This is a genomic window from Streptomyces sp. NPDC005303 (assembly GCF_040607335.1).
In the GTDB taxonomy this organism is placed as follows: Bacteria; Actinomycetota; Actinomycetes; order Streptomycetales; family Streptomycetaceae; genus Streptomyces.
On the sequence record NZ_JBEXGM010000026.1, the window covers coordinates 71,616 to 85,646 of the forward strand.

A 14,031-nucleotide genomic window follows, 5' to 3' on the forward strand; every position below is an offset into this window, starting at 1 on the left:
TTGTGACCAGGGGGGTTCTCTCGGAGCCCGGAACGCGGGTTGACCCTCGACCTTGTGCAGGGCCCAGAGTTCGGGGCGTGGAGAACGACATGCGAAGCATCGGCGAGATGGCCCGCGACGGCGGACTGGGTGTGAGCGCCCTGCGGTTCTACGACCGTGCCGGTGTGCTCGTGCCGGCCTGGGTGGATCCGGTCAGCGGCTACCGCTGGTACGAACCCGCGCAGCTGGAGGAGGCCCGGCTGCTGGCCCGCCTGCGCCGCGCCGGGATGCCGCTGGCGGACATCCGGCTGGTGCTGGCCAGTTGGTCCGGCACGGACAGCGATCTGGTCCGGAAACTGCTCGACGCGCACCTGCGCCGCCTCGAACAGGGGCTGTCCGACGCCCGCAGCGAGTTCTCCGCACTCCGAGCACTGATCGACCGACAGGAGAACGTCATGACTTCGCTCCGTACCGCCACCGCCCGGCTGACCGTCGCCGCCCCCGAGCTGGCGGCCGCCCTGGACACGGTCCGTTTCGCGGCGGGCACCGACCCGGAGCTGCCGATGCTCGGCGGGGTCCTGTTCGACATCGAGGACGAGAACCTCCACCTCGTGGCCACCGACCGGTACCGCATGGCTGTCGCGCGGGCCGGTGCCACCGGGCACGACGGGGGCCGGGTGCAGGTCGTCGTGCCGGCCCCGCTCACCGACGCGATGCGGGCGCTGTCGGACGGCGAGGGCCCCGTACGGTTCTCCCTCGACGGTGACCGCGTGAGCCTGGAGGCCGGGGACAGGCAGACGGCCGGTCGCTGCCTCGACCACGACTTCCCCGACTACCGTCGTCTCCTCCCCCAGGCCGCCGACCACCGCGTCCTCGTCGAGGTCGCGGAATTCCGCGAGGCCCTGGAGACGGGTCCGGTCCGTGCCGACGAGACCGGAGCGCACGACCTCAGCCTGCTCCGGGTGGAGGACGGCACGGTGACCCCCTGCCCGGACGGCGACGCCGGCGATCCGCACCTCGTCGCGGTCAACCGTGAGTTCCTGCTGGACGCGCTGACCGCCGGAGCCAGGGACCGGCTGGTCCTGGAGTTCACGGCCCCCACGGCGCCGATCGTGATCCGCCGGCCCGACGAAGAGAGCGGCTTCTCGATGCTGATGCCGGTCCGCCTGGAGGACTGACGCCAGGGCGCCGGGGAGCCGCCGTCCCTGGGGCCGCACCTCCCCTACCCGGGCGTCACCAGCCGCGCCTCGTACGCGAACACCGCCGCCTGGGTGCGGTCCCTGAGGCCCAGCTTCACCAGGATGCGGCTGACGTGGGTCTTGATCGTCGAGTCGGCCACCACCAGCCGCTCGGCGATCTCCGAGTTCGACAGACCCTGGGCGATGAGGACCAGTACTTCCGTCTCACGGTCGGTCAGGTCGCCGTAGGCCGTGTGGGCCGAGGCCATCAGGCGGGGGGACTCGGAGAGTTTGGAGAACTCCGTGATCAGACGCCGGGTGACCGAGGGTGCCAGGAGAGCCTCACCGGAAGCCACCACCCGCACTCCGTCGGCGAGTTGACGGGCCGAGGCGTCCTTGAGGAGGAAACCCGAGGCTCCCGCGCGCAGGGCCTGGTACACGTACTCGTCGAGGTCGAAGGTCGTCAGGACCAGGACCTTCGCCGTGCCGTCGGCCGCGACGATCTCCCTGGTCGCCTCGATGCCGTTCAGCTCCGGCATCCGGATGTCCATCAGGACCACGTCGGGGGCGAGTTCGCGGACCCGGTGCACGGCCTCGCGGCCGTTGACGGCCTCGCCGACCACCTCGATGTCCGGCATCGCGTTCAACAGCACCGAGAAACCCTCGCGGACCATCATCTGGTCGTCCGCGACCAGGACCCGGATCGTCATACGTCACCCTCGTCCCTGGACGGCACCGGCAGGAACACCGCCACCTCGTACCCGCCCTCGTCCGTGGCGCCCGCCGTCATCTCGCCGGCCAGCATGGAGACCCGCTCCCGCATACCGGTGATGCCGTGGCCCGCTCCGGGCGAGGGCTTCACCAGCGACAGCTCGGGCCGCGGGCCGTTGACCACACGCAGGCCCAGGCCGCCGAGGACGTACCCGATCTCGACCCGTGCGCTCGCCCCGGGGGCGTGGCGCAGCGTGTTGCTCAGTGCCTCCTGGACGATCCGGTACGCCGACAGCTCGACGCCCTGCGGGAGTTGGCGCACCGCCCCGGTGACCGCCTTGTCGACGCTCAGGCCCGCTCCGCGCACATTGTCGATGAGGGCGTCGAGGTCGGCGAGGGTGGGCTGCGGGGCGTCCGGCGCCTCGTAGTCCTCGGCGCGGACCACGCCCAGGACGCGGCGCAGCTCGGTCAGGGCGGCCACCGCGTTCTCCCGGATGGTGGCGAACGCCTTCTCCAGCTCCGGGGGCGGGTTCTCCACCCGGTATGGGGCGGCCTCCGCCTGGATGGCGACGACCGACATGTGGTGGGCGACCACGTCGTGCAGCTCGCGGGCGATCGTCGTGCGCTCCTCCAGGAGCGTGCGGCGGGAGCGCTCGTGGGCGGTCACCGTCTGCTGGGCGGTCACCGTCTGCTGGGCGTCCCGGCGTATGTGCCAGACGGTCACGGCGAGCAGGGACAGCGCGGAGACGAACAGCATCTGCACGGTGTTGGACGGGTAGTAGTGAGGGCCGCCGAGGCCGCCTTCCCATATCAGGCCGTACGCCCCGGTCAGCAGCCACATCCACGCCGCTGTGCGCGGCCGGGTGCGTATGGCCACCACCGTGAGCACGACGAGGTGGCTGCCGAAGCTGCCGGCCATCCACGGCCACTCGTCGCTCGCGCCGTTCAGCAGCTGGAAGCTGAGCGCGGTCCCGCCGAACGACAGCCAGAAGGCGAGTACCGGCCGCACCATGGTCAGCAGGACCGGGACGAGGGCGAGCACACCGACGAACAAGTTGGTGGCCGCGCCGTGGCCCCAGTTGTCCGAGGCGATGAGCATCACGATCAGTCCGGCCGCGGTGATCAGCGCGTGCGGCGTCCAGACCGCGTACTCCCGCAGTCGGCCCGGCAGTTGGCGCCCGAGCCCCTTGTCGAGACGTCTGGGGAGCAGCGGGTGGTAGGCGAGGGCCTCGCTGATCAGGTCGTGCCGCAGGCCGCGCAGGGCGGTCACGGCGGCCCTGAACTCCGGGCTGCGGGGCTTGTACGCCTCGTACTCTCCGCCGCCGTCGTGCGGGCGGGTCAGGTGCATCGTCTCGGTCGTATCGGTCACATCCAAAACGGTAGGTGTGGGCGGGTGCCCCCGTCGTCACCAGTGAGACGGGTCCTTCGGCATCCCTCTCAGGTACTACGGGTCCGGGAGGGGAGTGGAATCCCGAGGGCCGTGCCGGTGGCGGTCAGTATCCGGCGGGCCGCACCAGCCCCGACTCGTAGGCGAACACCGCCGCCTGCGTACGGTCCCTGAGGCCCAGCTTCACCAGGATGCGGCCCACATGGGTCTTCACGGTCTGCTCGGCCACCACGAGCCGCTCGGCGATCTCCGCGTTCGAAAGACCCTGTGCGATCAGCGCGAGGACCTCCGTCTCCCGCTCGGTCAGCTCGCCGACCCGGCGCTTGAGCGGGCCGCGGGGCCGGTCCCCGAGGCGGGAGAACTCGGCGATCAGCCGCCGGGTGATACCGGGCGCGAGCAGCGCGTCCCCGGCCGCCACCACCCGCACGGCCTCGGCGAGCTGCTCGGCGGAGGCGTCCTTGAGCAGGAACCCGGACGCGCCGGCCCGCAGCGCCTCGTAGACGTACTCGTCGAGGTCGAAGGTGGTCAGCACCAGGACCCTGATCTCCGGGTGCTCGCCCGTGATGCGGCGGGTGGCCTCGATGCCGCCCAGCTCGGGCATGCGGATGTCCATCAGGACGACGTCCGGGACGAGTTCGGCGACCTTGGCGACGGCGTCCAGGCCGTCGACCGCCTGCCCGATCACGTCGATGCCGGGCTGGGCGGCCAGCAGCACGCTGAAGCCCTGCCGGACCATCTGCTGGTCGTCGGCGATGAGTACGCGGATGGGGCTGCTCGTCATGCGGTGCCGTCCTTGGATTCGCTGACCTGGTCCAGGTCGCCCGGGGGCGCCGTCGGAAGATACGCGGCCACCTCGTAACCGCCGTCGGGCCGGGGGCCGGCACGCAGTGTCCCGCCGAGCATCGCGGCCCGCTCCCGCATGCCGAGCAGTCCGTGTCCCGCACCGGGAGAGGGGGCCACTGTGCGGGTGGGACGCGAGTTGACGATCCGCACGTCCAGCCCGTGCAGATAGTGGACCAGCCTGACGGAGGCGGTCGCGCCGGGCGCGTGGCGCAGGACGTTGCTCAGCGCCTCCTGCACGATCCGGTACGCCGACAGCTCCACGCCGGACGGCAGGGGCCGCCGGGTGCCCTGTACGTCGACCTGGACGCTCAGTCCGGCCGCCCGGGTGTTCTCCACCAGTGCGTCGAGCCGGTCGAGGGTGGGCTGCGGGGTGTGCGGGGCGGTTCCGGTGCCGGGCCGGTCGACGAGGTCCGGGGCGTCCGGATCCTCCGCCCGCAGCACGCCCAGGACCCGGCGCAACTCGGTCAGCGCCTCCAGCGCGTTCTGCCGGATGCCGGCGAGGTTCTCCCGGAGCTCTTCGGAGGGGCTCTCGACGAGGTGCGGGGCGACCTGTGCCTGGATCGAGATGACGGACATGTGGTGGGCGACGACGTCGTGCAGTTCGCGGGCGATACGGCTGCGCTCCTCCAGCAGGGCGCGGCGGTTGCGCTCCTCCTCGGTGATTGTGGTCTGCCGGCCGAGCTCGGCGCGGGCCTCGCGGCGGCCGCGCAGGGCGGTGCCGAGGACCACGACGACCGCGGAGAGAGCGACCGCGACCACTCCGGTGGACTGGTAGTGCGACGCGCCCCACACGCCCTGGAGGACGTAGGTGACCAGCGCGGTGATCGCCAGTACCTCGGCGGACACCCGGGTGGGCACCCGCAGGCCGACCAGCAGCAGCACGAAGAGGTGCGCGATGATCCCGGACGCGGTCCAGGGCCAGGTGAAGCCGGACCCGTCGACCCGGGTCACCTGGCCGTGCAGCGCCACGGCCCCGGCCACCGTGGCCCCGATCGACAGCCACCAGGCCGGGAGGGGCCGCCGCAGCGCGAGCGCGGCGGCCCCGCCCTGGGCGGCGGCGATCGGGAAGGCCAGGCCGAAGCCCAGGGCTCCGCCGTCCATGAGTTCCGCCGTGCCGGTCAGCGCGATGACCAGGGCCGCGAGGCACACCACACCGTGCGCCAGCCAGCGCAGCCAGACGGACGGGGGCAGCGGATCGGCCCGGAGGGTGCACAGGTCGGTGCGCAGCACCCGCAGCCAGCGCAGCACACGGTCCACGACCAGCTGCTGGGCCTGGCCCCCCGTCTCCCTCACGTCGACCACCCTAGGCACGACGCGCCTCCTTCGCCGCCGTCCGCTCGGTTCGGGGGTGGACACGGATCACCCGTGACGGACGGCCCCCTACGCGGCGCGGCCCCTGCTCGAAGGTCCTGAAGGCCGACCGGCACACCGCCAGGACGAGCACGAACACCGGGAGCCAGGCCAGCCGGGCCGCCACCCAGCCGAGTCCGTCGGGCACGGTGTGCAGGCCAGGCAGCCGGCCCACGGCGAGACCGGTGGCCGTGGTGGCCATCAGTGCCGTCTGGTGCCACAGGAAGATCGTCATCGCGGAGAGGTTGACCAGAGCCACCGCCGCCCAGGCCGCGGGGCGTCGCATCCCGTCGCGCAACCGGTCGCGCAGCAGCAGGGCCAGACCGCACTGGGCCATGCCGAAGGTGACGGCGGCCAGCGTGGGCGGATTCAGGTTGGAGACCGACGAGCCCGGCACCCCGACCATCGACGCCGGATACCCGGCCCACCCGACGAGCACCGCGGTCGCCACCGCACCGCCCCCGAGCAGCACCCACCCGGCACGCCGCCCCTCCAGCTCGCCCCGCGTCCACGCGGCACCCAGGGTGTACGGGACCAGCCAGCCGGCCGCCAGGTTCACCCAGCCGAGCCAGTCCGGGCCACCCAGCCCGAAGCGCACGAGGTCCACATGCAGGACGACGGCCAGTGGCCACAGCGGGTGGAGCCGCAGCAGCAGCGGGGTCGCGGCCGTCAGGGCACCGAAGACCAGGAGGAACCACATCGGCGACAGGGCGAGCCGGACCAGGGTGCGGACGGTCTCGAACGGGGCGCCCGTCAGCAGCAGTGCCGTCGCGGCCACCGTCCACAGGGCGAGGACCACGGCCACCGGCTTGAACAGCCGGGACAGACGGCTCGTCAGCCACTGTCGGTACGTCGTCCCGCGGGCGCGTGCCGAGGTGTAACCGCGGGTCGCCACATGGCCCCCGACCAGGAAGAACACGGCCAGTGTCTGGAAGGCCCAGGAGATCGGGGCCAGCCATGGCATGTGCTGCAGCGGGCTCGCGGTGTGCAGGGTGGCCCCGTCCGCGACCAGGGCCGTCACCAGCCAGTGGCCGAGGACGACGCCGAGGATCGCGAAGGCGCGCAGGGCGTCGACGGCACGGTCCCGCTCGGGAGGTGTCGCCGCGTCGATCCGCTCGGCGGCCCGGCGTATGCCGTCAGCGCCCCTGCGTATGCCGGTGCGTATGCCGCCCCGGGTGTGGTGGGTCTCAGACACGGGTCACCTCCGCGGTGTCTCCGAGGACGATCCGGGCGAGGTTGGTCAGGGAGTCCGAGCCCGGGCTGAAGTAGTCGCTGTGACCGCCCTTTCCGGCGGCGAAGACGTGGGCGCCGAACGCCGGCGAGACCGGGTCGGTGCCGAAGCCGACGGTGACTCCGAAGAGGCCGGTCCTGACGTGGGGGACCTCGGCGACCCAGTCGTCCTTGCCCCTGGCAGCCCAGATCCGGGCGGGGGTGTGCAGGGCGGGGGCGGTGTCCGCTCCGGTGCCGGGGCTGCCGACGAGGGCCAGGTCGTCGATGTCCAGGTGAGCCGCGGCCCGGGCGCAGACCACCGTGCCGTAGGAGTGGCAGACGAGGGAGACGGTGGTGGCCGGGCCGACGACGCCGTGCAGTTGCCGTATGAACGCGCGCAGGTGGGGGGCCGCCTCATCGGCCCGGCCCGCGGTCAGGACCGTGGTGCTGAGGGTGGCCGGGGTGCGGTAGCCGAGCCAGGCGACCACCTCGGTCCGGGTGCCGGACGGGGCGGTGACGGTGAGCTGCCGCCGCAGGGCCGCCGCCGTCGCCCGGAAGCGGTCGTAGGTGTCCAGGGAGGTGTCGGAGCCGGGGACCAGGACGGCCACATGGTCGGCGCGGGCGAGGTCGCCGAAGACCTCGGTCGCCTTTCCGGGGCCCCGGCCGTCGAAGGTGAGCAGGTGGCGGGTGGGGACGGCCAACTCCCGGTCCGCCGCGGCGCGGTGGGTGTCGCCGTGGGCGGCGGCCACGCGGGCGGCCTCGGCGGCGTTGGCACTGTTGGCGGCGTAGATCTCGCCGAGGGTGGTGGCGGTGGGCTTCGGGAGCGCGGCGGGTGGCGGGGACGGGATCTCGGGGCGGGCGGCCGCGGAGAGCGGGACCACCACCGCCGAGGTGACGAGCAGGGCGAGGAGGGCCCGGCGCCATCGCTGGAAGCGCCGGTGCGTGGGCTCGCCACGGTCGTCCACCCTGTGCTGCCGCGCGTCACCGCGGCCCTCGCGCCGACCCCTCCAGCTGCTCCCCACAGTCCTCGTCCCTCCCCGTTCGGACGAGCCCGGCCATCGGGCTTGTCCGGATGGGAAGTTACGGAGCTGCGGCTGTCGTCCGCGTCACGCCAGGGAGCTCACTGGCGTCGTAGCTCTCAGGTATTACGGGTATCACCGGGAGGGCCCGAGACAGCCGCCAAACCGCGCGACCGCCTCCGACCTCACCACGCCGGCCGCGCGACCGCCTCCGACATCACCACGCCAGCTGCGCGATCTCCTCCGCCACCACCGCGCAGGCGTCCGCGGCCGGGTCGATCAGGGGGAAGTGGCCGACGTCCTCGAGCAGCGTCAGGCCCACGACCTCGCCCGCCTTGGCCGCCGCGTCCGCGTACCCCTCGGCGACCGCCTGCGGGACGACCGTGTCGGTGCGGCCCTGGACCAGGGTGGTCGCGATGCCGGTGGGCAGCAGCAGGGCCGGGTCGGCGTACGGCACGCGCGCGGCGAACTGCTCTTCTCCGCCCAGGAGTTGACGGCAGGCTCCGCCGCACACGTCCAGCTTGTCGGCGACCGTGAAGTCGGCGATCGGGGCGAGGGCGACGACCCCGCGCAGGGGCACCGGCCGGTCGATGCGCCACGCGGCGTCGGTCGGCAGGAGGTGCCGGGCCGCGGCCCACAGCGCCAGGTGGCCGCCCGCGGAGTGACCGGTGACCACCATGCGGCGCGGGTCTCCCTGCGGGAGGAACTTCCGGACGAGCCCGGGCAGCGCGTCCATCGCGCCGGCCACGTCGTCGAAGGTCTCGGGCCAGCGACCGGCCACGGGCCCGACGCCGACCGAACCGACAACACCCGTACCGGCATCACCCGCGCCGACGCCACCCACACCACCCCCGGCCGCGGCACCCTGCGCAGGAACGGGAACGGACGCCCCACCGCGCCGATACTCCACGTTGGCCACCGCGAACCCGCGCCGGGCCAGGAAGTCCGCGAACGGCGTCACATGCCGCCGGTCGTACGGCGCCCGCCACGCCCCGCCGTGCAGGACGACGACCAGCGGCGCGAGACCGCCCCCGGGAGACACCGCCACGCGTGGGGCGTAGAAGTCGATCACCTGGTCGGGGTCGTCGCCGTAGGCCGCGGTGGCGTCGGGGGCGACCGCCGGGTGCGAGAAGGCCGACTCCTCCTCGGCCGCGGAACGGGCTTCTGCCGCAGCACGGGCTTCTGCCGCGACACGGGCTTCTGCGGCGGCACGGGCTACGGCGTCGTCCGGCATGCTCCAACCTCTCAGCGACGAAACGGATCTGACGGACCGTGAAAGCATCCTGGAAGAGAATTCGGCCGTTGGCCGGGACGGTATCAGGCCCATGACGTGCGCGGACAAGAGGATGTCACGCTCGGTGAGGGTTAAACGGTTCTGCTGTTCCGTTACGCTGACGACGGGCCCGTCCCGCGGATCCCGAGCAGACCGAGGAGTCCGACATGTCCGCCGAACCCGGCACCGTGCGTCCCGGAGGGCGTACCGCGCGTGTCCGTACGGCCGTGCTGCGGGCGGCCGGAGACGTGCTCGCCGAGCAGGGCTTCGACCGCCTCGACCTCGCGGAGGTGGCCCGGCGCGCGGACGTCGGCAAGACGACCGTGTACCGGCGGTGGGGCACGGTCACCGCGCTGGTCGCCGACCTGCTCGCCGACATGGCCGAGCAGTCGTTGCCCCGCACCCGCACCGGCTCGGTCCGCGACGACCTGCGGGCCAACGCCTCGCTGGTCCAGCGCACGCTCGCCGACCCCCGGCAGGGCGCGCTGTTCCGCGCCGTCATCGCCGCCGCGACCTGCGACGCGCGGACGGCCGAGGCGCTGCGGCACTTCTACGACGTACGGGTCGCCGAGTGGGCCCCCTGTGTGACCGAGGGCGTCGCCCGCGGGGAGCTGCCGCCCGGGACGGACCCGGCGACGGTCGTACGGGCGGTCTCGGCCCCCCTCTACTACGGCCTGCTCACCACCGGGACCGCCCCCGCCCCCGCCGCCGCCGAACGCGCGGCGGACGCAGCGCTCGCGGCGGCGAAGGCGGGGGTCTACGTCACGCAGGACTGACGGCGATAGACGGGTCGGACGGACGGGGCAGACGGACGGGTCAGCCGAGCGTCTGCGCCAGCACCCGCGCCGCCCGCTCCACGTCCGCGAACCCGACGTACAACGGCGTGAATCCGAACCGCAGCACGTCCGGGTGCCGGAAGTCGCCCACCACACCCCGCTCGACGAGCCGCTTCATCACCTCGCCCGCGTCCTCGCAGCGCAGCGCGACCTGGCTGCCCCGCTCCCCGTGGGCCAAGGGAGTCACGCACTCGACGCGCCCCTCACCGACGTACGACGCGACGCACTCCAGGAAGAAGTCCGTCAGGGCGAGGGACTTGGCGCGCACCGCCTCGACCGACACCCCGTCCCAGACCTCCAGCGCCGCCTCCAGGGCGAGCATGGAGAGGATGTCCGGGGTGCCGACGCGACCGCGCAGCGCGCCCGGCGCCGGTTCGTAGGACGGCCGCATCCCGAAGGGCTCCACATGGGAGTTCCAGCCGGGCAGCGGGGAGTCGAAGCGGTCCTGGTGCTCGCGGCGCACATAGAGGTACGCCGGTGAACCGGGGCCGCCGTTGAGGTACTTGTAGGTGCAGCCGACCGCGAGGTCGACACCGTGCGTGTCGAGACCGACCGGCAGGGCGCCCGCGCTGTGGCACAGGTCCCAGACGGCGATCGCACCCGCAGCGTGCGCGGCGGCCGTGAGTCCGGGCAGGTCGTGGAGTCGGCCCGTGCGGTAGTCGACGTGGTTGAGCAGAACGGCCGCCGTACGGTCGCTCAGCACGCCCGGCACCTCCGCCGGGGTCACCGCGCGCAGGGTGCAGCCCGTCATCCGGGCCGCGGACTCGGCGATGTACCCGTCCGTGGGGAAGGTGGTCGCGTCGACGACCACCTCGTCACGACCGGAAGCCGGACCGCCCGAGAGCCGTACCGCGCCCACAAGTGCCTTGAAGACGTTGACACTTGTCGAGTCGCCGACCACGATCTGCCCGGCCGCCGCCCCCACCAGCGGAGCGAGGAGGTCGCCGATCCGCTCGGGCGCGGTCCACCAGCCGCTCTCGTCCCAGGACCGGATCCGCAAGGACCCCCACTGACGGCGTACGACATCCTCGACGCGCCCCGGGACGGCGGCCGGGAGGGCGCCCAGCGAGTTCCCGTCCAGATACACGACGTCGTCGAGGACGAACCGGGAGCGCACGCCCGCCAGTTCGTCGGAGCCGTCCAGCTTCTCTGCTCGCAGGGCAAGTTCAGACATGGGACCGCGCCGTCCACAGCTCCGGGAACACGTTCTTCTGCGCGCGCTTCTCCAGCCAGGCCACCCCGGCGGAGCCGCCCGTGCCGGCCTTGGAGCCCATCGCGCGGCGGGTGGCGACGAGATGGTCGTTGCGCCAGCGCCACACCAGCTCGGCGACGTCGGTCAACGCCTCGCCGAGACGGGCGAGTTCGGCGTCCTCCGGACCGGAGTACAGGGCCGTCCAGGCGGCCTCGACCTCGTCCGACGGCTCGTAGCGGCGCGAGACGTCCCGCTCCAGCACGGCGGCGGGGATCGCGTGCCCGCGCCGCGCGAGCAGCCGCAGCACCTCGTCGTACAGGCTCGGCTCGTGCAGCGCCTTCTCCAGCTCGGCGTGGACGCGGGGCGCGCCCCGGTGCGGGACGAGCATGGACGCGGACTTGTCGCCGAGCAGGAACTCCATCCGGCGGTACATCGCCGACTGGAAGCCGGAGCCCTCGCCGAGCGCCGAGCGGTAGGAGTTGAACTGCGCGGGCGTGAGCTGGCCGAGCGGCTTCCAGGAGGCGTTCAGCGCCTCCAGTTCGCGTACGGAACGCTTCAGCGCGGCGACGGCCGTGGGCACGTCGTCGGAGCTCAGCGCGGCGGCCGCGGTCTCCCACTCGTGCACGATGACGGTGAACCACAGCTCCATGACCTGGGTCGTGACCAGGAAGACCATCTCTCCGGGATCGTCGGAGAGGGTGTGCTGGAGGTGGGTGAGCACGTCCGCCTTGACGTAGTCCTCGTACGGCGTCGTGCCTTGGAAGTCGAGATGCGGGGTCTCCGGCTCCTGCGTTTCCTGAGCCTCTTGGGACGACATCGCTGTCTCCTGTTGTGTACTCCGGGTAGCGGTCCGCCCTGCCGTTACCGACACGGGGCCCCGGTCCCCGCCGGGCATCCTCTTCCATGCTCACCGGAAATGGCAAGGCCCGCCTGGTCACACAGGCGGGCCCGGAAAGCGGGGACGGATCGGCCCGGGCTCAGCCCAGCGTCTCGGCCGCCGTGAGCGAGGAGTCCTTCAGGAACTGCGAGCAGCGCTCGTACTCCGCCTGCTCGCCGATGGCACCGGCGGCACGGGCGAGGGCGTGCAGGGCGCGCAGGAAGCCGCGGTTCGGCTCGTGCTCCCACGGGACCGGCCCGTGGCCCTTCCAGCCGTTGCGGCGCAGCGAGTCCAGGCCGCGGTGGTAGCCCGTACGGGCATAGGCGTACGACTCCACGACACTGCCCCGCTCGAACGCCTCGTCGGCGAGCTGGGCCCAGGCCAGCGAGGAGGTCGGGTACTTCGCGGCGACATCCGCCGGCGCGGTGCCGTTCGCCAGGAGCTCACGGGGCTCCGGGTCGTCGGGGAGGTGGGTCGGGGGCGGACCCCCGAGGAGGTTCTCGTGAATGGACATGGGTCCAGTCTCCCTCGCCGACGCCAGGATTTCGGCTGCGGGTCCGTGGAAACAGGCGGGCACTGCTCAACCGGCTTCACCGCACCCACTCAGGGGCGCGGGGAACTGCGCGACCAGCCACAACGCAGCCGCAGCCGATCTACGACAACCGCCCCCGCGCCCTCTCCCCCTCCAGCGGCGGCGACAGCACGGCCCCGTGCGTACGGCACTCCGGCCGACGGCATCCCGGCGGCAGCGACCGCACCGCGGCGAAAGCCACCACGGAACCCATCACCAACACCCCCGCACACACCACCATCGCCCGCCCGAACGCACTGTCGAACGCCGTGGGCGACAGATAAGCCTCCTCGCCCATCCCCGCGACCAGCGGCAACGCGGCCACCGCGATCAGGCCCGCCGCCCGCGCCGCCGCGTTGTTGATCCCGCTCGCCAGACCCGCCCGCACGACGTCCACCGACCCCAGCACGGTCGCCGTCAGCGGGGCGACGAGCGCGACCATGCCGGTGCCGAGGACGAGCAGCGCGGGCAGGACGTCGGCCAGGTACGAGGCGTCCGGCCCGACCCGCAGCATCAGCAGCATCCCCGCCGCGCACAGCAGCGGGCCGACCGTGAGCGGGATACGCGGCCCGATGCGGTCGGCCATGGCGCCCGAGCGGGCCGAGAACAGCAGCATGAGGGCGGTCGTCGGCAGCAGCGCCGTACCCGCCTGGAGGGCGGACCAGCCGACCACCACCTGGAGCTGGAGCGCGGCCAGGAAGAAGAACCCGCCGAAGGCCGCGTACACGCACAGGGTCACCAGATTGACGGCCGTGAACTGCCGGGACGCGAAGATCCCGAGCGGCATCATCGGATCGGGCCGTCGCTTCTCCACGGCGACGAAGGCCACCCCGGCCCCCACACCCGCGACCGCCGTGACGGCGACCAGCAGGGAGCCGGAGCGGGCCTCGATCAGCGCGTACGTCACCAGCGCGAGCGCCAGCGCGCCGAGGACCGCGCCGAGCACGTCGAAGCGCCCGTGATCCTTGCGTCCGTCCGCGGACTCGGGCACATGCCGTACGGCGATCGGCGCGCACACCAGCGCCAGCGGGACGTTGAGCAGGAACACCCACCGCCAGCCCGGCCCGTCCACCAGCCAGCCGCCCACGAAGGGCCCGACCGCCGCCCCGATGCCCCCGAACCCGGACCACAGGCCGACGGCCCGGCCCCGGTCGTCGGGATGGAAGGAGGCCTGGATCAGGGCCAGGGACCCGGGCGTGAGCAGGGCGCCGCCCACTCCCTGGAGGGCCCGGGCGGCGACGAGGACACCGGCGTTCGGGGCGAGCCCGCACAGCAGCGAGGCCGCCGCGAACCACACGACGCCCACCACGAAGACCTTGCGGCGGCCGTACCGGTCCCCGAGGGAGCCGCCGAGCAGGATCAGCCCGGCCAGCGTCACCATGTACGCGTTGGCCGTCCACTGAAGGGCGGCGAGGTCGGCGTCCAGGTCGCGGCCGATGCGCGGCAGGGCGACGTTGACGACGGTCGAGTCCAGCAGCGCCATGCTGGAGCCGAGGACGGTGGTGAGCAGGATCCACTTGCCTTGCGGCGAGGCCAGCCGGACGTCGGGCATGACCCCAGGTATACAGCGAGCCCGGTGCCGTAGCACCGGGCTCACCACAATCAG

The 14,031-nt window shown here is 73.0% G+C and carries 13 protein-coding genes; 2 read left to right on the forward strand and 11 right to left on the reverse strand.

Annotated features, from left to right (window positions below):
• Nucleotides 1–89: 89 nt before the first annotated feature.
• Nucleotides 90–1,157 carry a MerR family transcriptional regulator gene (locus ABZT93_RS29675; protein WP_356110504.1) on the forward strand — a complete coding sequence of 356 codons (1,068 nt, stop codon included), beginning with the start codon at nt 90–92 and terminating at the stop codon, nt 1,155–1,157.
• Between the two features lie 44 nt (nt 1,158–1,201).
• Here the strand turns inward: ABZT93_RS29675 and ABZT93_RS29680 are convergent, their stop codons facing one another.
• The 7 genes from ABZT93_RS29680 to ABZT93_RS29710 all read right to left on the reverse strand — a co-directional run bounded on the left by ABZT93_RS29680 (nt 1,202) and on the right by ABZT93_RS29710 (nt 8,910).
• Complete coding sequence (locus ABZT93_RS29680) at nt 1,202–1,867, reverse strand: response regulator transcription factor (protein ID WP_356110506.1); 666 nt, start codon at nt 1,865–1,867, stop codon at nt 1,202–1,204.
• Nucleotides 1,864–3,216 (reverse strand): histidine kinase, encoded by a 1,353-nt coding sequence (locus tag ABZT93_RS29685; RefSeq protein ID WP_356110578.1) that lies wholly within the window; start codon nt 3,214–3,216, stop codon nt 1,864–1,866. Before ABZT93_RS29685 ends, ABZT93_RS29680 begins: the two co-directional genes overlap by 4 nt.
• A 145-nt stretch (nt 3,217–3,361) precedes the next feature.
• Nucleotides 3,362–4,036 (reverse strand): response regulator transcription factor, encoded by a 675-nt coding sequence (locus ABZT93_RS29690; RefSeq protein ID WP_356110507.1) that lies wholly within the window; start codon nt 4,034–4,036, stop codon nt 3,362–3,364.
• Nucleotides 4,033–5,391, reverse strand: a complete 1,359-nt coding sequence (locus tag ABZT93_RS29695) for a histidine kinase (RefSeq protein ID WP_356110509.1) — start codon at nt 5,389–5,391, stop codon at nt 4,033–4,035. The genes ABZT93_RS29690 and ABZT93_RS29695 overlap by 4 nt, the downstream gene beginning before the upstream one ends.
• 10 nt (nt 5,392–5,401) lie before the next feature.
• Nucleotides 5,402–6,643 carry an acyltransferase gene (locus ABZT93_RS29700; RefSeq protein ID WP_356110511.1) on the reverse strand — a complete coding sequence of 414 codons (1,242 nt, stop codon included), beginning with the start codon at nt 6,641–6,643 and terminating at the stop codon, nt 5,402–5,404.
• Nucleotides 6,636–7,622 (reverse strand): alpha/beta hydrolase, encoded by a 987-nt coding sequence (locus ABZT93_RS29705; protein ID WP_356110512.1) that lies wholly within the window; start codon nt 7,620–7,622, stop codon nt 6,636–6,638. The genes ABZT93_RS29700 and ABZT93_RS29705 overlap by 8 nt, the downstream gene beginning before the upstream one ends.
• Before the next feature lie 271 nt (nt 7,623–7,893).
• Nucleotides 7,894–8,910 (reverse strand): alpha/beta hydrolase, encoded by a 1,017-nt coding sequence (locus ABZT93_RS29710; RefSeq protein WP_356110513.1) that lies wholly within the window; start codon nt 8,908–8,910, stop codon nt 7,894–7,896.
• A 206-nt stretch (nt 8,911–9,116) separates the two neighbouring features.
• Between ABZT93_RS29710 and ABZT93_RS29715 the strand changes: the two genes are divergently transcribed.
• Complete coding sequence (locus ABZT93_RS29715) at nt 9,117–9,725, forward strand: TetR/AcrR family transcriptional regulator (protein WP_356110515.1); 609 nt, start codon at nt 9,117–9,119, stop codon at nt 9,723–9,725.
• Nucleotides 9,726–9,765: 40 nt separating this feature from the next.
• Here ABZT93_RS29715 and kynU read toward each other — a convergent pair whose 3' ends face one another.
• The 4 genes from kynU to ABZT93_RS29735 all read right to left on the reverse strand — a co-directional run bounded on the left by kynU (nt 9,766) and on the right by ABZT93_RS29735 (nt 13,977).
• Nucleotides 9,766–10,959 (reverse strand): kynureninase, encoded by a 1,194-nt coding sequence (gene kynU, locus ABZT93_RS29720; protein ID WP_356110517.1) that lies wholly within the window; start codon nt 10,957–10,959, stop codon nt 9,766–9,768.
• Nucleotides 10,952–11,794: a tryptophan 2,3-dioxygenase family protein gene (locus ABZT93_RS29725; RefSeq protein WP_356110519.1), complete on the reverse strand. Its 843-nt coding sequence runs from the start codon at nt 11,792–11,794 to the stop codon at nt 10,952–10,954. Before ABZT93_RS29725 ends, kynU begins: the two co-directional genes overlap by 8 nt.
• A 160-nt stretch (nt 11,795–11,954) precedes the next feature.
• Nucleotides 11,955–12,368: a DUF3151 domain-containing protein gene (locus ABZT93_RS29730; RefSeq protein WP_266516087.1), complete on the reverse strand. Its 414-nt coding sequence runs from the start codon at nt 12,366–12,368 to the stop codon at nt 11,955–11,957.
• A 139-nt stretch (nt 12,369–12,507) separates the two neighbouring features.
• On the reverse strand, nt 12,508–13,977 hold the full coding sequence (locus ABZT93_RS29735; RefSeq protein ID WP_356110521.1) for an MFS transporter: 1,470 nt from the start codon (nt 13,975–13,977) through the stop codon (nt 12,508–12,510).
• Between the last annotated feature and the right edge of the window lie 54 nt (nt 13,978–14,031).

What these genes read in the sequence shown, in the direction of transcription:
- ABZT93_RS29715 (WP_356110515.1), top strand. Translation starts at nt 9,117, where the DNA reads ATGTCCGCCGAACCCGGCACCGTGCGTCCCGGAGGGCGTACCGCGCGT.
- ABZT93_RS29675 (WP_356110504.1), top strand. Translation starts at nt 90, where the DNA reads ATGCGAAGCATCGGCGAGATGGCCCGCGACGGCGGACTGGGTGTGAGC.
- ABZT93_RS29685 (WP_356110578.1), bottom strand. Translation starts at nt 3,216, where the DNA reads ATGCACCTGACCCGCCCGCACGACGGCGGCGGAGAGTACGAGGCGTAC.
- ABZT93_RS29710 (WP_356110513.1), bottom strand. Translation starts at nt 8,910, where the DNA reads ATGCCGGACGACGCCGTAGCCCGTGCCGCCGCAGAAGCCCGTGTCGCG.
- ABZT93_RS29690 (WP_356110507.1), bottom strand. Translation starts at nt 4,036, where the DNA reads ATGACGAGCAGCCCCATCCGCGTACTCATCGCCGACGACCAGCAGATG.
- ABZT93_RS29735 (WP_356110521.1), bottom strand. Translation starts at nt 13,977, where the DNA reads ATGCCCGACGTCCGGCTGGCCTCGCCGCAAGGCAAGTGGATCCTGCTC.
- ABZT93_RS29680 (WP_356110506.1), bottom strand. Translation starts at nt 1,867, where the DNA reads ATGACGATCCGGGTCCTGGTCGCGGACGACCAGATGATGGTCCGCGAG.
- ABZT93_RS29725 (WP_356110519.1), bottom strand. Translation starts at nt 11,794, where the DNA reads ATGTCGTCCCAAGAGGCTCAGGAAACGCAGGAGCCGGAGACCCCGCAT.
- ABZT93_RS29730 (WP_266516087.1), bottom strand. Translation starts at nt 12,368, where the DNA reads ATGTCCATTCACGAGAACCTCCTCGGGGGTCCGCCCCCGACCCACCTC.
- kynU (WP_356110517.1), bottom strand. Translation starts at nt 10,959, where the DNA reads ATGTCTGAACTTGCCCTGCGAGCAGAGAAGCTGGACGGCTCCGACGAA.